The organism is Yoonia sp., from assembly GCF_017854415.1.
Lineage (GTDB): Bacteria > Pseudomonadota > Alphaproteobacteria > Rhodobacterales > Rhodobacteraceae > Yoonia.
In genome coordinates, this window is sequence record NZ_JAFMHR010000086.1 from 1 (window position 1) to 14,046 (window position 14,046).

A 14,046-nucleotide genomic window follows, 5' to 3' on the forward strand; every position below is an offset into this window, starting at 1 on the left:
GTCAGCGATCGCCCTCGCTGCAACCGTCATATTCTGGTTATGAGTCCTGAACCTAAGAATTGGTCGTCTTACAATGACAGCTTGTAGCAACGCGGATCATTGTCGATCTGGTTTGATCCGGAGAGGGGTTGGACACCGCCACCCAGCGGCAAGCGAGGCCGGCAACAGCAATTCAGTGATCCGGCCATTCAGACATGCCTGACGCTGAAGGTCCTGTTTGGCATGCCGCTTCGCCAGACAACTGGGTTCGTCCAGAGCTTGCTGCGGCTGGTTGGGCTGGATTGGGCTGCGCCAGATTTCAGCACCTTATGCCGTCGCCAGAAGACACTAAACGTGAGCCTCCCGTATCGTGGATCAAAGGGGCCACTGAATCTCCTCATCGACAGCACGGGGATCAAAGCCGAAGGTGAAGGCGAGTGGAATGTGCGCAAACATGGCGGCTCCAAACGCCGCATATGGCGCAAGATACACATAGGCATCGACGAGGAAACGCTGGAGGTTCGGGCCGTCGAGGGTGAGCCCGCGAACGCAGCAACATCGGTGATGCTCCCATGCTGCCCGAACTTCTGAACCAAATCCCTCCAGATCAGGACATCGGCAGCGTCACCGCCCCCTCTCGGCAGATTGCTCCGCAATCGCCTGCCAGGCAATGGACGGGGCGTATGACACCCGTAAATGCCACGAGGCGATTGCCGCACGAGATGCCCATGCGCTCGCCATTGTGCTCGAACCAATGGCGCACAAGGCTCGCTCTCACCGCGCAAGAATGCAAAGCCCTGGAAACCGACGAGTGCCGGAGCTGTTGCTCGAAACGGTGCGGTCAATGCTCAACAGTATCTTGGCCGCACTCTGTGGCGACGCTGGTGCGGATACCACCGCCGAAACCGCGTCGAAACGAAGATGCAATGTATGAAACTGCTTGGCCAATCGCTTCCTCTCACACATTCTTCGAATGTGTTGCCGGACTGTGGATGGCGAGGGACTTCGAAAGGCAGGTTGCCGAGATCCAAATCCGTATCGCCGTCCTCAACCGCTACACGGCTCTTGGCATACCTATCACTGAGCCCGTAGGATTAGTCCGTCTGGGGTACACCCGATTTGTGCAACAAAGCCGGTCCTGACCCTAGATGCCGAGATTTTTTGCCACGAACCCGTCCCCAATCGCTTCTTCTACAAACGCGTCAAGCGCCGCAATCAATGGGTTGTCGCGACCCGCCAGCACCATCGCCTGCGACACCTGCGTAAGGACACCCGGCAAGATCCGAAAGCCGCCATCACCGCAGAAATAGCTTTCCAGAGAGGCGCGGACCCCGGCAACTAAATCGCCCCGTCCATCGCGAAAATCTTCAAAACTTTCCGGCGGCGTCCCGGAATGTTCCAGATGCGCGTTTTTTAGGGTTTTCGAAAGGTACATATCATAGGCAGATCCTGTCGCGGTCAGGATCGTCACGCCTCTCCGATCTGCATCTGATACTTGTTGAAAAGGCGCATGTGATCGAACGGCATAGGTGGCTTCGATCACATGGTAGGGGCGTGTAAAACTGATCTGACGGGCGCGGGTTTCGTCAATTGCAAGGAACGCGACGTCCCATCGGTCCGAACTTGCATCGGCGAACACCTTACCAGCCCCTGTGTATATGACTGGTTCGAATGTCACACCCAGCCGGTCCACCAAACGCTGTGCAAGTGCAGGGCTGACGCCGGCAAGCTTGCCACCATCGTTTTGGACAAGCGCCCTATTTCCCGTGTTGATGGCAACTCGAAGAATGTCGTTCTGCGCGATCAAGGCCAGTTCATCCTGCATGCTATTCTCTCTCTTACATATCCAGTGATGTTACGCTGAAGATCAGACACGCAACCAGAAAATTCGCGTTCCTGCTAGAAACCAACGCTAAGGCTCACGGTCTGTTTCAAGGTTGTTGAGCCCACAAACAGGATCGAGATGCCAAGCGTGTACCGTCATTTGTGCTTCTTACAAAAATAGGTACTTTGGACGGTGGTTTCAAAGGATCGCTGTAGGCTGCGCAGACGTTTGATGTGCGGACAAAGTTGCCGTTTATTTCGGTCTCTGAGTCAGCGAACCGGCTTCCAAAGGTGTGGTTTCAATACCCTTCTACTCATTTCTTTAGCGCCGCTCCTTGTCCTGCAAGGCGCCCAAAGACAGCGCCCGATGTCAGGCCTGACCCACCGGGATACCCTTCATAAAAGACTCCGCCGACCATTTCGCCGCATGCAAACAAGCCCTCAATCACCGTGTCATCGCTGCGCAAAACGGCGCCCGCATCCGACACCTTCAGACCACCATAAGTGAACGTAATGCCACCTGTGACGGGATAGGCTTTGAACGGAGGCGTATCGAATTTCTGCGCCCAGTTCGATTTCGCGAGGGCCAAGCCCCGCGTCCCTTTGCCATCCAGCGACGTCGGATCAAAGGCGACGTCATCCATAACCGCATCGTTGAAAGCATCCAAAGTTGCGCGCGCGCCGTGGTGGTCGATGCCGTCCATCTTGGCGCACAGATCATCAAGCGTATCGGCCTCGACAAAATGCGCGTCATGAAACCGGTATTCGGCGTACAGCATGTCGTCCACTTTGGCGTCAAACACCTGCCACGCGAAATGACTGGGCTGATCCAGCACCGCTTTGCCGAATTGTGCGTAGGTGTAATTGCGGAAGTTCTCGCCCTCATCCACAAAACGATCCCCGTTCGCGTTCAACATTACACCAAGGAAATAACAGATCTTGCGGTAGTTCTTACGCTCCCCCGCGGGCAAATCAAGGTTGGCGAAATCTGGCATGTGCAGATCCATGGGTGTCGCATGGCAGTTCGGATAAAGGCCATATTTTGCAGCACCCAGATCATGCGCCATGACCAGACCGTCGCCTGTGTTATGGGGCGTGCCGCGCACCTTCGCCTTTTCCCAGTTGCCGCCCATTAAATCGTTGCGCAGTTTGGCGTTCGCCTCAAACCCACCGCACGCGAGGATCACCGCTTCCGCGTTCAGCGTTTCTTCGCCCACGGTGACGCCCGTGACTTTGTTATCCTGTGTCACCAATCCAGTAACTGCGGAATTGTACAGGATTTCGCCGCCCAGACCCGTGAACGCTGCCAGTTCCATCTCAAACAGTCCGACGCCTTCGTTTTCAGCGGCCAACGTCAGGCCGCCCCAGAACACGTGACGACCGTCTTTCTCAAAACTTTGACGGCTGTAGATCGGTTCAAATTTTACGCCGTGGTTGCCCAGCCATTGCATCGCCGCCAAAGACGTCCCAATCAGGCGTTCCTGCTCGACCGACAGATTGCGGCCGCCATTAAAGGCCAGCAAGTCCTCACCAAATTTCACGCGCGTATATCCACCAAAGTCCGTGACCTTAAGGCGTGGATCGTCAGGATCTTTCAGTAAGGGCAACAAATCCTCGGCCCCGTCATAGGCGAAGCGCATGGCGCCGGCGGTGTATTTCGTATTACCCCCCGCCAAGGTTTCATCTGCTTTTTCCAGCATCAAAACACGTGCACCCCCTTCAAGGGCCGCAATCCCCGCGCACATGGCTGCGTTTCCTGATCCGACGACGATGACATGCTTTGACATAGTTGATTCTCCTGATATGACGTTCTTGTATCCATTCGGATACAATATTGAAAGCCCACGTCATGACCCAGACCGACCCATCCGATATGTCTCAAGGTGGTATTGCTTTTGCCAAACTCATGGCCGCGATCGAGGCCGGAGATTTCCAACCGGGGGATCGGTTGCGTGAAGTCGAGGTCGCCGAGCGTTTGGGCTTGTCGCGCACCCCCATCCGCGAGGCTTTGCGCCGACTTGAAGCTGAGAACATCATCGAACACCGCCCCCGCATCGGCGCTGTGATCCGTACGCTCAGCCGCACGGAAGTTGTGGAACTCTATGAAATGCGGCTCGTTCTGGAACGCACGGCAGCCCAGATGGCGGCGAAACACGCGATGCAGGCCGAGGTTGATGCACTGGTCACAATCAATAAAAAGATTGCGCAGGCCAGTGACACGCCGTCCAAAGCTGCCGCGATAAACCAGCAGTTTCACCGCGCGATTTACCTCGCAGCGCGCAACCGGTTCTTGCTGGAATCCGCGCGCGGACTGAACAATGCACTGCTTTTATTGGGGCCAACCACATTGGCCGATGCAGAACGGATCAAAACCGTCGTCGCCCAGCACGCTGACATCATCGACGCGATCAGCGCAGGTAACATTGAGGCCGCAGGCGCCGCCGCAGAGGCGCATTTGCAAACCTCACTGCGCCACCGCCTGTCGGTTATGACATCATGAAACACATCGTCGTCACGCATCTGATTGCGGCCATCGGTGTTGCGGCGTTTCATATGCTGCACTTGCCGTTGCCATGGTTGCTTGGCCCAATCGTGGCCTGCCTTGTCGCCGCATTGTTAGGTGTTTCCATGCGCGGGATGCCGGTGATCAACAACCTGATGCGCACGATTTTGGGCGTAGCCGTGGGTGCGACATTTACATGGGCGCTTGTTGTCACCATGGCCGGCATGTGGACGACATTGATCCTTGTGCCACTGATGGTGGTCTTGATCGGGCTGATCGGTGTGCCCTATTTTCAACGTCTCTGGGGATTTGATTTCGCCACCAGCTATTACGGGGCCATGCCCGGTGGTTTGCAGGACATGTTGCTGTTTGGCGAAGAAGCGGGGGCCGATGTGCGCGCGCTGTCGTTGATCCATGCGACCCGCGTGATGGTGATCGTGGTCGCCCTGCCGTTTATCTTGCAAGGTTACTGGGGCGTTGACCTCAGCAATCCGCCCGGCGTCCCTGCTGCCTCCTTGCCTCTATCCCAGCTCATCTTGATGGTGGTCTGCGGCGTTGCAGGCTGGCAAATTGCGAAAGCTGTCGGACTGTTCGGGTCTTCTATCCTTGGCCCGATGATCCTGTCGGCGATCCTTGCGTTGTCGGGCGTGTTGCAACACCGTCCCCCCGCCGAAGCAATCTGGATGGCCCAGTTTTTCATCGGCATGACCGTGGGCACGAAATATGCAGGTGTCACAGGTGCAGAAGTGCGCCGCGACGTGACTGCCGCCCTCGGGTTTTGTCTAATTCTTCTGGTGCTGTCGGGGGCCTTTGTCGAAGCCATTCACCTTTTAGACCTTGCACCGCCTATGGAAACGCTTCTGGCCTTCGCGCCGGGCGGGCAAGCGGAAATGACAGTGCTCGCCTTGATCGCGGGGGCTGATATGGCATTTGTCATCGCGCACCATGTGCTGCGCATTGTAGTGGTTATCTTGGGTGCGCCCATCGCGGCGCGGCTGTTTAGGACCAAACCTCAGGGTTGATCATGTGGATCGGTGAGCCATTTGCGTAGGCATTGATCTGGTCGAAAATATCACTGAATTGCAAATCAAACTCGTCCTCGGTGACGTAGCCAATATGCGGTGTTGGCAGGACGTTTGGGTGGGTTAACAACAGATTGGATGTATCGCGCAAAGGTTCTGTGTCGAACACATCAACGGCCGCATGAATGCGGTTTTTGGCGATCTCGACCTCAAGCACGCCTGGCGCAATCAGGCCTGAGCGCGAGGTGTTCACCAGCAAACTGCGCGGTGCCATCTGCGCAAGGTCTTGCGCCGTGATGATGCCACGTGTCGCCGGTTTCAAACGCACATGCAGGCTAACAACATCGCTGGTTGCAAAGAAGGCTTCGCGGCTGTCGGCGACGGATAGCCCATCGGCAATCGCCCGCGCGCGGCCTTCTTCAGACGCCCACCATTGTACGTTCACACCCATCGCGCGGGCATATCCGGCCACAGTTTGCGCAATGCGCCCATAGCCATAAAGGCCCAAGGTGCGCCCGCGCAATGTGCGCCCGACGCCCATTTGCCAATGGCCTGAACGGATCGATGCGGCCTGCTGCGGGATTTGTCGATAGCTGGCAAGGATCAGCGCCAATGTCATCTCGGCAGCGGCATAAGATGGCGTGCCGCTGTGCATATTGGAACTCAGCAGCACATTATTGGCCGTGCAGGCGGGCACATCGACATGGGGATAAACGCTGCGCTGGCTGATCAATTTCAGATTGGGAAGCCGTGCCAGCAAGTCCCCGCCAATCTTGGTGCGTTCGCGAAATAAAACCAGTGCCTCGGCGTCTTGCACCCGCGCAGCAAGGCGTTCGGGGTCGGGTTCGTGATCCGTCCAGACGGTAACGTCATGCCCGTCCAGCTTTTTAAAACACGGCAAATCACGAAGCGTGTCAAACCAATCGTCGAGAATATGAACCTTCATAGGCCGCTCCAGATATTGCGCGGGATCATCACCTCGCCGCGTGCCAAAAGACGTGCCGTTCGAACCAATCCGGCGGAGCGTAAATCAATGCCATCCACTGTCAGATCATAGTCCACCAAAACCTCGATCTGCCCGCTAGCGTGTTCCAGAATGATCTTTTCTGGCCGTTCGTTTGATCGGTTCGCCAACCCTTGCGCGACAGTATTCGGTGTCAGCACACAAGATGCAAGGCACTGCGCGCCGGTCACAGCCATTGTCGGGTGGGTTTTCCAAGGCATGAAGTAGCGCGTGGTTACGGTACCGCCGTCCCGCGCAGGAGCCAATAGCCCGAATTTTGGCGTGACAGAGCTGGCGACGTCTTTGATGCCCATGGCCGCGCCAGCTTGAACGCGTACGTTTTCCATTTTGGAAAAGAAGTCGGTATTATCGTTCAAGGCTTCCGCGCTTTCATATCCGGTCAGCCCAAAGCTCTCGGCGCGTGCGATCACCATGGGCATTGCGACATCCATGCAGGTGACGTCGATGCCGTTGAAGGTATCGATTAGATTGCCCGTGGGCAAAAACGCCCCCGTTGCGCCGCCGATCGTGTCCATGAATTGCAAAGCCACAGGGGCCGCCGTGCCGGGCACGCCGTCGATTGATGCATCCCCGTCATAGACCACACCATCCGCTGATGTCTGCACTTTGGCGATGACCCGCGCACCCGTATTGACCGCGTGGATTTTGACGGTTGTTTCGCCCCCGCTGGCCGCAATCAAGCCCAGCTCAATGGCTGCGGGGCCGACCCCGGAAAGGATATTGCCGCAGGTGGGTTTGAAGTCCACAGTTTGATCTTCAACGCTGACCTGAGCGAAAAAGTAGTCAATATCAGCCCATGGATGATCGGAGCGTGACAGCATCGCGACCTTGGTTGTCACTGCATTTCCGCCCCCGATCCCGTCGATATTCAACGGGTGGCCGGAGCCAACCATGGCGATAAGAACTTGCGCCAAAGTTTCACGGTCTTCTGGCAAGTCCGTGCGGTTAAGGTAAGGGCCACGCGACGTGCCACCGCGCATGAACAAGAAGGGAACAGCGGTTTGAGTCATGTCAGTGGCCACGGCAAATCAAAGGCCCCTTGCAACAGTCCTGGTGGAAAATCGCGGTTCAGCGTCCACGCCATTGCGCAAATAAAGGTGATGCCGAAGGCAGTGTAGCCAGCCGCATAGCCCCAGCTTTTGCCAGCACGGAACCTGATAAACAGAAGCAGAAAGCCTGCTAAGGCGAGGATAAAGCCAACCAATGCAGTGGCCACTAAAAGCCCTGCAAACCAAGCTAGTGTTGCCCATAATCCATACGTGTTCACGTCAGCGTCTTGCAGTTCACGATCCGCAAAAATCGCGTCGGTTTCCTTTGCGCGGATCATCTGCACGACCAGTAGCGCCGCTCCGATCAGCGCGATGGTAGCCACAAAGATCGGGATCACGCGGTCGGTTTTGGCGAAATCTGGCACGAGGGATGCGTTGCCATATGCCACAGCGGCATATCCCATCACGGCGAGCAAAAAGATCAGCGGTGCGCGTTTTGATCCTGATGCGACGTCGCCCTCCGCCTGAATGTTCTTAGCCTGGCGAAGCCCGATGACGACGGACAAAAGCGTGATAATGATCAGGATGATAACGATAGGACTGAACACATATTCCAACCCATCCTCAAAGCTGCGGCGGAATCGCGACGAACCGATCTGATAGGCTTGGTTGGTGTAACGTTCAACTGGCCCCGACAACACAAAGCCGATCAGGAATGCGGGGCGCGACCAATCAAAACGGCGCATCAAAATGCCAAGCAACCCAATGCCGAACAGCGCCACAAGGTCCCAGATTTCTTGGCGCGATTGGAACGCAGCAAAGGCGATGATCATGAACAAGAACGGCGCTAAAAGCGCAAAACGAATGTTGGTCAGCTTCGCGATTCCACCCGAGGCCGCGATGCAGATCAACGTGCCGACGACGTTGGCCAGCGCCAGTAACCAAACGATTGCATAGGTGAAATCGAGGTTGTTTTTTAGCATCGACGGGCCAACCTCGATCGATCCTGAACCGAGCAACGCAACGGCGGAAATGAAGATTGCCATCGACCCGGATCCGGGAATGCCGAACAAAAGCGTTGGGACGAGCCCACCGCCCTCTTTGGCGTTATTGGAGCTCTCAGGCCCGATTACGCCGCGAACGTCACCTTTCCCGAATTGCGATTTATCCTTGGCGGTTTGCACCGTGTGACCGTAGGCGATCCAATCGACAACCGATCCACCTAGACCGGGGATCACACCAACGATTACACCGATCAGAGAACAGCGCATGGACAGCCACAGGTTCGCCCACCAGTCTTTAACCCCTTCCAGCCACCCGCCACCCAGATTGGCTTTATCCGAAATCGCTTTGTCTTGACGCAATAGCGCGACGATTTCGGGGATTGCGAAAATGCCAAGGCCAACGATGACCAGTTTTAGCCCGTCGCCAAGGTACTGATACATCTCGAACGCAAAGGACCCGCTATCCGCGAATATCCATTCGCGGGGGATCATGCGCAATTCGCCTTGCGCGCTGCCCTCGCCAATGGTGCCGACAAGCAAGCCAAGGCAAGCGGCAACCACGCCCTTAATCGCAACGCGACCAGCAAGAATGCCAACCATCGATAAACCGAAAATTGTAATCATCAACAGTTCAGGCGTTTGAAACAGCAGCACGATGGGGCGCGCAGCAAGGATAAAGAATGTCAGGAAAGCCGCGCCAAACAGCCCACCGAACAGCGACGAAGCAAAAGCGGCCGACAGCGCCCGCGCTGCTTGACCCTTCTTGGCCATGGGAAAACCGTCGAGCACGGTCGCTTGGGATGCGGATGATCCGGGGATGCCCATAAGGACAGACGCAAAGGTGTCGGATGTTGGGACAACGGCCACCATACCAACCATCAACGCAAGACCCGTGACAGGTTCCATCCCAAACATAAACGGGAGAAGCAGCGACAGGCCTGCGATGCCACCCAAACCGGGGAAGACCCCGATGCAGAGACCCATAACGACGCCAAGAACCAGGTAGCCAATAACGTGAGGCTGCAAAATCATCGCAAAGGCGTCACCGAGTGCTGGCATTGCCGTTAGAAAGACGTCCATGGCCCCGACCTTTCGCGTAAATTTTCAAGAAAAAAGTAGGATGTCCTCCCCGCACACAAACGGGCGGAGAGGACGCGTGTGGTTACTGAAGAACGACGCCGTAGCGCTCGCTCAACCAGTTGATCACAAAGTCTTTGGCTTCTTGTGGAACGGCTGTGCCGGATTCCAACGCAACCTGCGCGGCAGGACCTGTCATCTGTGGGTACACGCCAAGACGTGCAGCAGAGATTTCAGCAAAGTCAGCGCGCGCTTTCACTTCCTCAAAAGCTGCCGTGTACGTATCGATGGCTGCTTGTGGCGCACCGGCTGGCAGGAAGACCATTTTCTGGGCAGGGAAACCTGCGGTGAAGAAGGCTTTCCATGCGTCCCACTGCGGGCCGGATGTTTCGCAGCCGTCTGTGGCTTCGCAGACTTCCTTGAAGGATGGCATGTCAGGGAATGTCGGGTCACGTACAACGTTGCCGTCATCATCAAGCGCGCCAAACGCGAACCATGGTGTCGCTGTGCCAGCTTCGACCAATGGCGTTACACCAGAAAGATAGGAAGAAGATGTCTGATAGTCGATGTTGGCTTCGCCACGCTCGAACATCAGGCGGCCATCGCCGCGACCTTCAATGCCGAACACAGGCTCGACGTTCAGACCCAGCATTTCCCAAGCCAGAAGCGGCACGAGGTCAAGACGTGTCGCGCCTTGGCTGCCGTAGATGAAGTCTTCGCCAGCAATACCGGACGCATCACCACCGTCACCCAACATGCCCGCCAAATCGGTTGGCAAATAGGCGACACCACCTGTGCCGGACGCCAGAACAACATTCCAATCGGAATACTCATAACGTACGCGTGGGTCGCTCAGCAGGTATGGGAACTGCGTAGAACCGGATGACCCAAAGATGGTCGTGCCATCCTCATATGTCATTTCCTGAAAGTTGTTCGCGCCTTTGGTCGACCCCGCACCGGGATCAAACACAACCACAACAGTCGGGTTGCCCGGCAGTGCTTCGGCCAAAAGCGGTGCGTAGAAATTCGCCCATTTTGCAGAGCCACCCGTTTCGGAGAATGGGATGATCCATTCAACGGTTTTGCCTTCCAGATCGATTGCGTGGCCGTCAGCCATGGCTTGGCCGCCGACCATTGCAGTCGACAAAGCCAGTGCGAGCGCCAGAGGGCGCTGTGAAGTATAATTAGTCATGTGTTCCTCCCAAGGACCGGTCCATTTATGGCCGGATAAATAGAATCAATAGGCCTCCCGAGCCTTCTTGATAGTGGCACCTTGCAGTGCCATCCTTGCATGAACCTTGCATCGCGGTTTTTTTTGGAAAGGTTTCGCAATTGCGGATCGTCGTCGTGGAAGACAATATCTCGCTGGCCAAGGGCATCTGCTATCACTTGCAGGATGCAGGCCATGCTGTGGATATGCTGCATGACGGCACGCAAGCGGATGCGTTTTTGCGCGGTGACGGTGCGGACATGATTGTGCTCGATCTAAACTTGCCCGGCAAAGACGGATTGGCAATTTTGCGTGGTCTGCGCGCGCGGGGCGATCACCGTCCTGTCTTGATCCTGACGGCACAGGCGGAAACCACCGATAAGGTTGCAGGGCTTGATGCAGGTGCGGATGACTACCTTGGCAAACCGTTCGAAATGCAGGAATTCAGCGCTCGCATCCGTGCACTGTCCCGCCGCGTTACCGACATCGGCACCGCCAGCCGCACACTTGGCACGCTGCGGTTTGATTTAAGCACACGGATGATCGAGGGCCCCGACGGCCCGCTAGACATTCCCCGCCGCGAAGTCGCCCTGTTTGAACGACTGCTGATGGCCGAAGGCCGGTTGGTCACAAAACAAGGACTCCTCGACAGTCTGTATGGCACGGGCGCGGACATCGGCGAACCTGTCGTCGAAGTCTACGTGTCGCGCCTGCGCAAACGGTTGCAACCATACGGCGTGCAAATAATCGTAAAGCGCGGGATGGGCTATCTGATCCAGACAGACACATGAAGGACGGCTTTTTTCCATGAACAACGCCCTTTCGCTGCGCGTACGCCTGACGATCGTGATCCTCATTCCGCTTTTGTTGATCGCGGCACTGTTCGGCGGGTGGGCCTATTTTGACGCGCAAACACGTGCGTCCGAACGATTTGATCGCTCGCTTTTATCAACAGCATTGGCGATCAGTCGCGATATCGCCGTAACAAGCGGCGACGCCTTAAGCGAAGAAACCCGCGATTTGCTGCGCGACACATCTGGTGGGGCGGTCTTTTATCACGTCTACGCCCCAGACGGCGTATTCGTCACAGGCTACGCCACGCCCCCGGTCCCCCCCAACACAGCCCTTACAGCAGACGGGCAGACCTATTTCGAAGCGGTCTATCAAGGACAGCCTGTCCGCGTTCTGAGGTTTACACAAACGATGTCGATGGACGGCATAAACGGCGCCTTCACGTTCAGCGTTTGGCAAGGCACTGACCTGCGCGACGGCTTTGTGCGGGGGCGCACGCGCCCTGTTTTCCTGATCATCGCGTCTATGATCGGCGCCCTTGCGGTGATTGTCTGGTTCGGGGTGCGCCTTGGGCTTTACCCTTTGATTGATCTTGAAAACGCGATCGAACAACGCTCTGCCAATGATCTGTCTGTTATCCGCCGTCCCATTCCGGTTGAGGTCAGCGGCATCGTCGGGCGGATCAATTCATTGCTGGAAGAGCTGAAACGAACGCTGGATGTAAAAGACGTCTTCATTTCGGATGCGGCCCACCAGTTGCGAAATCCTATCGCAGGTGTCTTGGCGTTGGCTGAAGCTGTAAAGGCCGCGAAAACGCCGGATGTTTTGCAAACCCGCAGTGATGACCTGATCGAAGCTGCGCGTGAAACCGCTGGGTTGGCCAATGATCTTTTGACCTTAGAGCGTGCCCGCGCAGCTCCGCGCCTAGACGAACTGCGCCGCTTTGACGCCATCCCCCCGATACAGAATCTGGCGGACAAATTCGGCAAAAAGGCGATGGCGACAGATGTGAAATTTCTGAGTGACCTTCCGGATCGGTCCTTCGAACTTTATGGGGATCCGGTATTGTTCGAACAGGCAGTTCTGAACGTGCTGAACAACGCCCTCGCCCACGGCGGCCCGGCGTTAAGCAAAATCGGCCTGTCGGTGTCGATGAGGGCCGAAACCCTTATCGTCATCGTGCGCGATAACGGAAAAGGAATTGCGCCAGCCAAGTTCGACAGGGCTTTGGCGCGCTTCAGCCAGATTACCCCAACGTCCGGTTCCGGCCTTGGATTGCCAATCGCGCAAGCCATCACAGAAGCCTTCGGCGGCCAGATTAAACTGGCCTCCTCTGGGCAAACCTTCACCGTCGAGATGCAGTTTCTCCTCCCTGATCAACAGGTCTGAATATGCAAGCACCGCGAGCGGCGCTTTCCTACAGGTCCAAATCAAGGACATGAATGGGGCCGTTTGGTTTCGGTATCTCGCAGCAGATTTCAATGGCCGCTTCGGTGACATCAGCTTCAACGCAGCGACAGTCATGCCGCAGATGCGAAGAAATGCTGCGTTGGCAATAGCTGCACCTGCACAAGGCCGCTTTGTCCGCAGAGCAGACACCTGCGCAGCGTGCGGCGAAGGTCTCCTTCGAGCCCACACGAGCGGTCAGCTCAGCGCATCTATCACCATCGGATTTAGCTGTTCGGGTTTGGTCATAATCGCCATGTGGCCACCTTTCTTGATCCGTTCGAAGTTCCATCCGGGAACGTTTTCTTTCATCAATGCGACTATTTCAGCAATAGATTTAACTGTGTCAGCGGAGGATAAAACGGTCGTGCCCTTGGGCAAATCTCTTTCCCATTCGGACAAAGAGGTTTGTTCATTCATCACCGCATCCCATTCATGGAAATTTGGTTTCAATGCATGAGAGAACTTGGTCTTCCGGTCTTCGGGCATGGCATTCCAACTGCCCGCACCGGTCCAATAATCCGCAAACCTTTCAGCAGCTATTTCCCACGTTCCCGCTCGACCATTAGTTTTGATTAAATCACGCAGGGAAACAGCTTCCTCATAGGCTTCCATGCGTCCATACTTACTCAGTAGATAGAAGGGATTGGGCTCTATCAGGACCAGTCGGTTCATCTGGTCCTTAAACAGCGCCGCGGCTTTCATTGCTACGCTCCCACCGAATGAGTGCCCAACAATTGAGATTTGGTTACCAGCCGTCGGCAAAAAAGGTTCGATCAGTCTGGCTTGATCCTCCAACCGTTGAAGGTTGCCGTCGTCCCAAGCGCGAGTTTTCCCATAGCCGAATAAGTTGATCGCGATGACGTGGAAGTCGCCAGCTAGTGCGTCCATCAAGCTTCGCCATTGTTTGGCTCCTGCAACGCTTGAATGGACAAGGATGACCTTTTCACCACTTCCTGCTTCGATGAAGTCTGTGTCATGAATTTCCATGTGATCACCTCAAAAACAATAGTGAATTTATTATAACACGCAGTTCGTATTTTCGGAAATCTGGCCAAATTTAAATGGCGCTTTGTCCCGCAGAGCTGACCTTGATGTAAACCGCTGCGCAGGTCTGCTTTCCTGAAGGTTTTTCGATGCGGGTCGGGGTGCAACATTTCCTTCTAGCGGTGCGTG

11 protein-coding genes and 1 pseudogene are annotated in these 14,046 nt (G+C 56.0%); 5 read left to right on the forward strand and 7 right to left on the reverse strand.

What is annotated here, in order from left to right:
* The first annotated feature begins 39 nt into the window (after positions 1–39).
* Positions 40–1,121, forward strand: a pseudogene (locus QZ197_RS10570) (IS5 family transposase).
* A 2-nt stretch (positions 1,122–1,123) separates the two neighbouring features.
* Here QZ197_RS10570 and QZ197_RS10575 read toward each other — a convergent pair.
* A complete protein-coding gene (locus tag QZ197_RS10575; protein WP_296431893.1) occupies positions 1,124–1,804 on the reverse strand; it encodes a transporter substrate-binding domain-containing protein in 681 nt (226 codons plus the stop codon).
* 313 nt (positions 1,805–2,117) lie between these two features.
* Positions 2,118–3,590 carry an FAD-dependent tricarballylate dehydrogenase TcuA gene (tcuA, locus tag QZ197_RS10580; protein WP_296431894.1) on the reverse strand — a complete coding sequence of 491 codons (1,473 nt, stop codon included), beginning with the start codon at positions 3,588–3,590 and terminating at the stop codon, positions 2,118–2,120.
* A 62-nt stretch (positions 3,591–3,652) separates the two neighbouring features.
* Here tcuA and QZ197_RS10585 point away from each other — a divergent pair, with 62 nt between their 5' ends.
* Positions 3,653–4,303 carry a GntR family transcriptional regulator gene (locus QZ197_RS10585; protein WP_296431895.1) on the forward strand — a complete coding sequence of 217 codons (651 nt, stop codon included), beginning with the start codon at positions 3,653–3,655 and terminating at the stop codon, positions 4,301–4,303.
* Positions 4,300–5,328 (forward strand): AbrB family transcriptional regulator, encoded by a 1,029-nt coding sequence (locus tag QZ197_RS10590; protein ID WP_296431896.1) that lies wholly within the window; start codon positions 4,300–4,302, stop codon positions 5,326–5,328. The genes QZ197_RS10585 and QZ197_RS10590 overlap by 4 nt, the downstream gene beginning before the upstream one ends.
* Here the strand turns inward: QZ197_RS10590 and QZ197_RS10595 are convergent.
* The 4 genes from QZ197_RS10595 to QZ197_RS10610 all read right to left on the reverse strand — a co-directional run bounded on the left by QZ197_RS10595 (position 5,306) and on the right by QZ197_RS10610 (position 10,614).
* Positions 5,306–6,274 (reverse strand): D-2-hydroxyacid dehydrogenase family protein, encoded by a 969-nt coding sequence (locus tag QZ197_RS10595; protein WP_296431899.1) that lies wholly within the window; start codon positions 6,272–6,274, stop codon positions 5,306–5,308. The genes QZ197_RS10590 and QZ197_RS10595 overlap by 23 nt on opposite strands.
* Positions 6,271–7,362, reverse strand: a complete 1,092-nt coding sequence (locus tag QZ197_RS10600) for a 4-oxalomesaconate tautomerase (RefSeq protein ID WP_296431900.1) — start codon at positions 7,360–7,362, stop codon at positions 6,271–6,273. The genes QZ197_RS10595 and QZ197_RS10600 overlap by 4 nt, the downstream gene beginning before the upstream one ends.
* Complete coding sequence (locus QZ197_RS10605) at positions 7,359–9,425, reverse strand: tripartite tricarboxylate transporter permease (protein WP_296431902.1); 2,067 nt, start codon at positions 9,423–9,425, stop codon at positions 7,359–7,361. Before QZ197_RS10605 ends, QZ197_RS10600 begins: the two co-directional genes overlap by 4 nt.
* A gap of 82 nt (positions 9,426–9,507) precedes the next feature.
* Positions 9,508–10,614, reverse strand: a complete 1,107-nt coding sequence (locus tag QZ197_RS10610; RefSeq protein WP_296431903.1) for a tricarboxylate transporter — start codon at positions 10,612–10,614, stop codon at positions 9,508–9,510.
* 140 nt (positions 10,615–10,754) lie between these two features.
* Here QZ197_RS10610 and QZ197_RS10615 point away from each other — a divergent pair, with 140 nt between their 5' ends.
* Together QZ197_RS10615 and QZ197_RS10620 are read left to right on the forward strand one after the other, a co-directional pair.
* The gene (locus QZ197_RS10615) at positions 10,755–11,423 is read left to right on the forward strand and encodes a response regulator transcription factor (protein ID WP_296431904.1); all 669 of its coding nucleotides are present in this window, start codon (positions 10,755–10,757) and stop codon (positions 11,421–11,423) included.
* 16 nt (positions 11,424–11,439) lie between these two features.
* The gene (locus QZ197_RS10620; protein ID WP_296431905.1) at positions 11,440–12,813 is read left to right on the forward strand and encodes a sensor histidine kinase; all 1,374 of its coding nucleotides are present in this window, start codon (positions 11,440–11,442) and stop codon (positions 12,811–12,813) included.
* 255 nt (positions 12,814–13,068) lie between these two features.
* Here QZ197_RS10620 and QZ197_RS10625 read toward each other — a convergent pair whose 3' ends face one another.
* On the reverse strand, positions 13,069–13,860 hold the full coding sequence (locus tag QZ197_RS10625; protein WP_296431906.1) for an alpha/beta hydrolase: 792 nt from the start codon (positions 13,858–13,860) through the stop codon (positions 13,069–13,071).
* Positions 13,861–14,046: the final 186 nt, after the last annotated feature.

Bases quoted from the DNA above. Each gene is read 5' to 3' on its own strand.
- QZ197_RS10575 (WP_296431893.1), bottom strand. From the start codon at position 1,804: ATGCAGGATGAACTGGCCTTGATCGCGCAGAACGACATTCTTCGAGTT.
- tcuA (WP_296431894.1), bottom strand. From the start codon at position 3,590: ATGTCAAAGCATGTCATCGTCGTCGGATCAGGAAACGCAGCCATGTGC.
- QZ197_RS10585 (WP_296431895.1), top strand. From the start codon at position 3,653: ATGACCCAGACCGACCCATCCGATATGTCTCAAGGTGGTATTGCTTTT.
- QZ197_RS10590 (WP_296431896.1), top strand. From the start codon at position 4,300: ATGAAACACATCGTCGTCACGCATCTGATTGCGGCCATCGGTGTTGCG.
- QZ197_RS10595 (WP_296431899.1), bottom strand. From the start codon at position 6,274: ATGAAGGTTCATATTCTCGACGATTGGTTTGACACGCTTCGTGATTTG.
- QZ197_RS10600 (WP_296431900.1), bottom strand. From the start codon at position 7,362: ATGACTCAAACCGCTGTTCCCTTCTTGTTCATGCGCGGTGGCACGTCG.
- QZ197_RS10605 (WP_296431902.1), bottom strand. From the start codon at position 9,425: ATGGACGTCTTTCTAACGGCAATGCCAGCACTCGGTGACGCCTTTGCG.
- QZ197_RS10610 (WP_296431903.1), bottom strand. From the start codon at position 10,614: ATGACTAATTATACTTCACAGCGCCCTCTGGCGCTCGCACTGGCTTTG.
- QZ197_RS10620 (WP_296431905.1), top strand. From the start codon at position 11,440: ATGAACAACGCCCTTTCGCTGCGCGTACGCCTGACGATCGTGATCCTC.
- QZ197_RS10625 (WP_296431906.1), bottom strand. From the start codon at position 13,860: ATGGAAATTCATGACACAGACTTCATCGAAGCAGGAAGTGGTGAAAAG.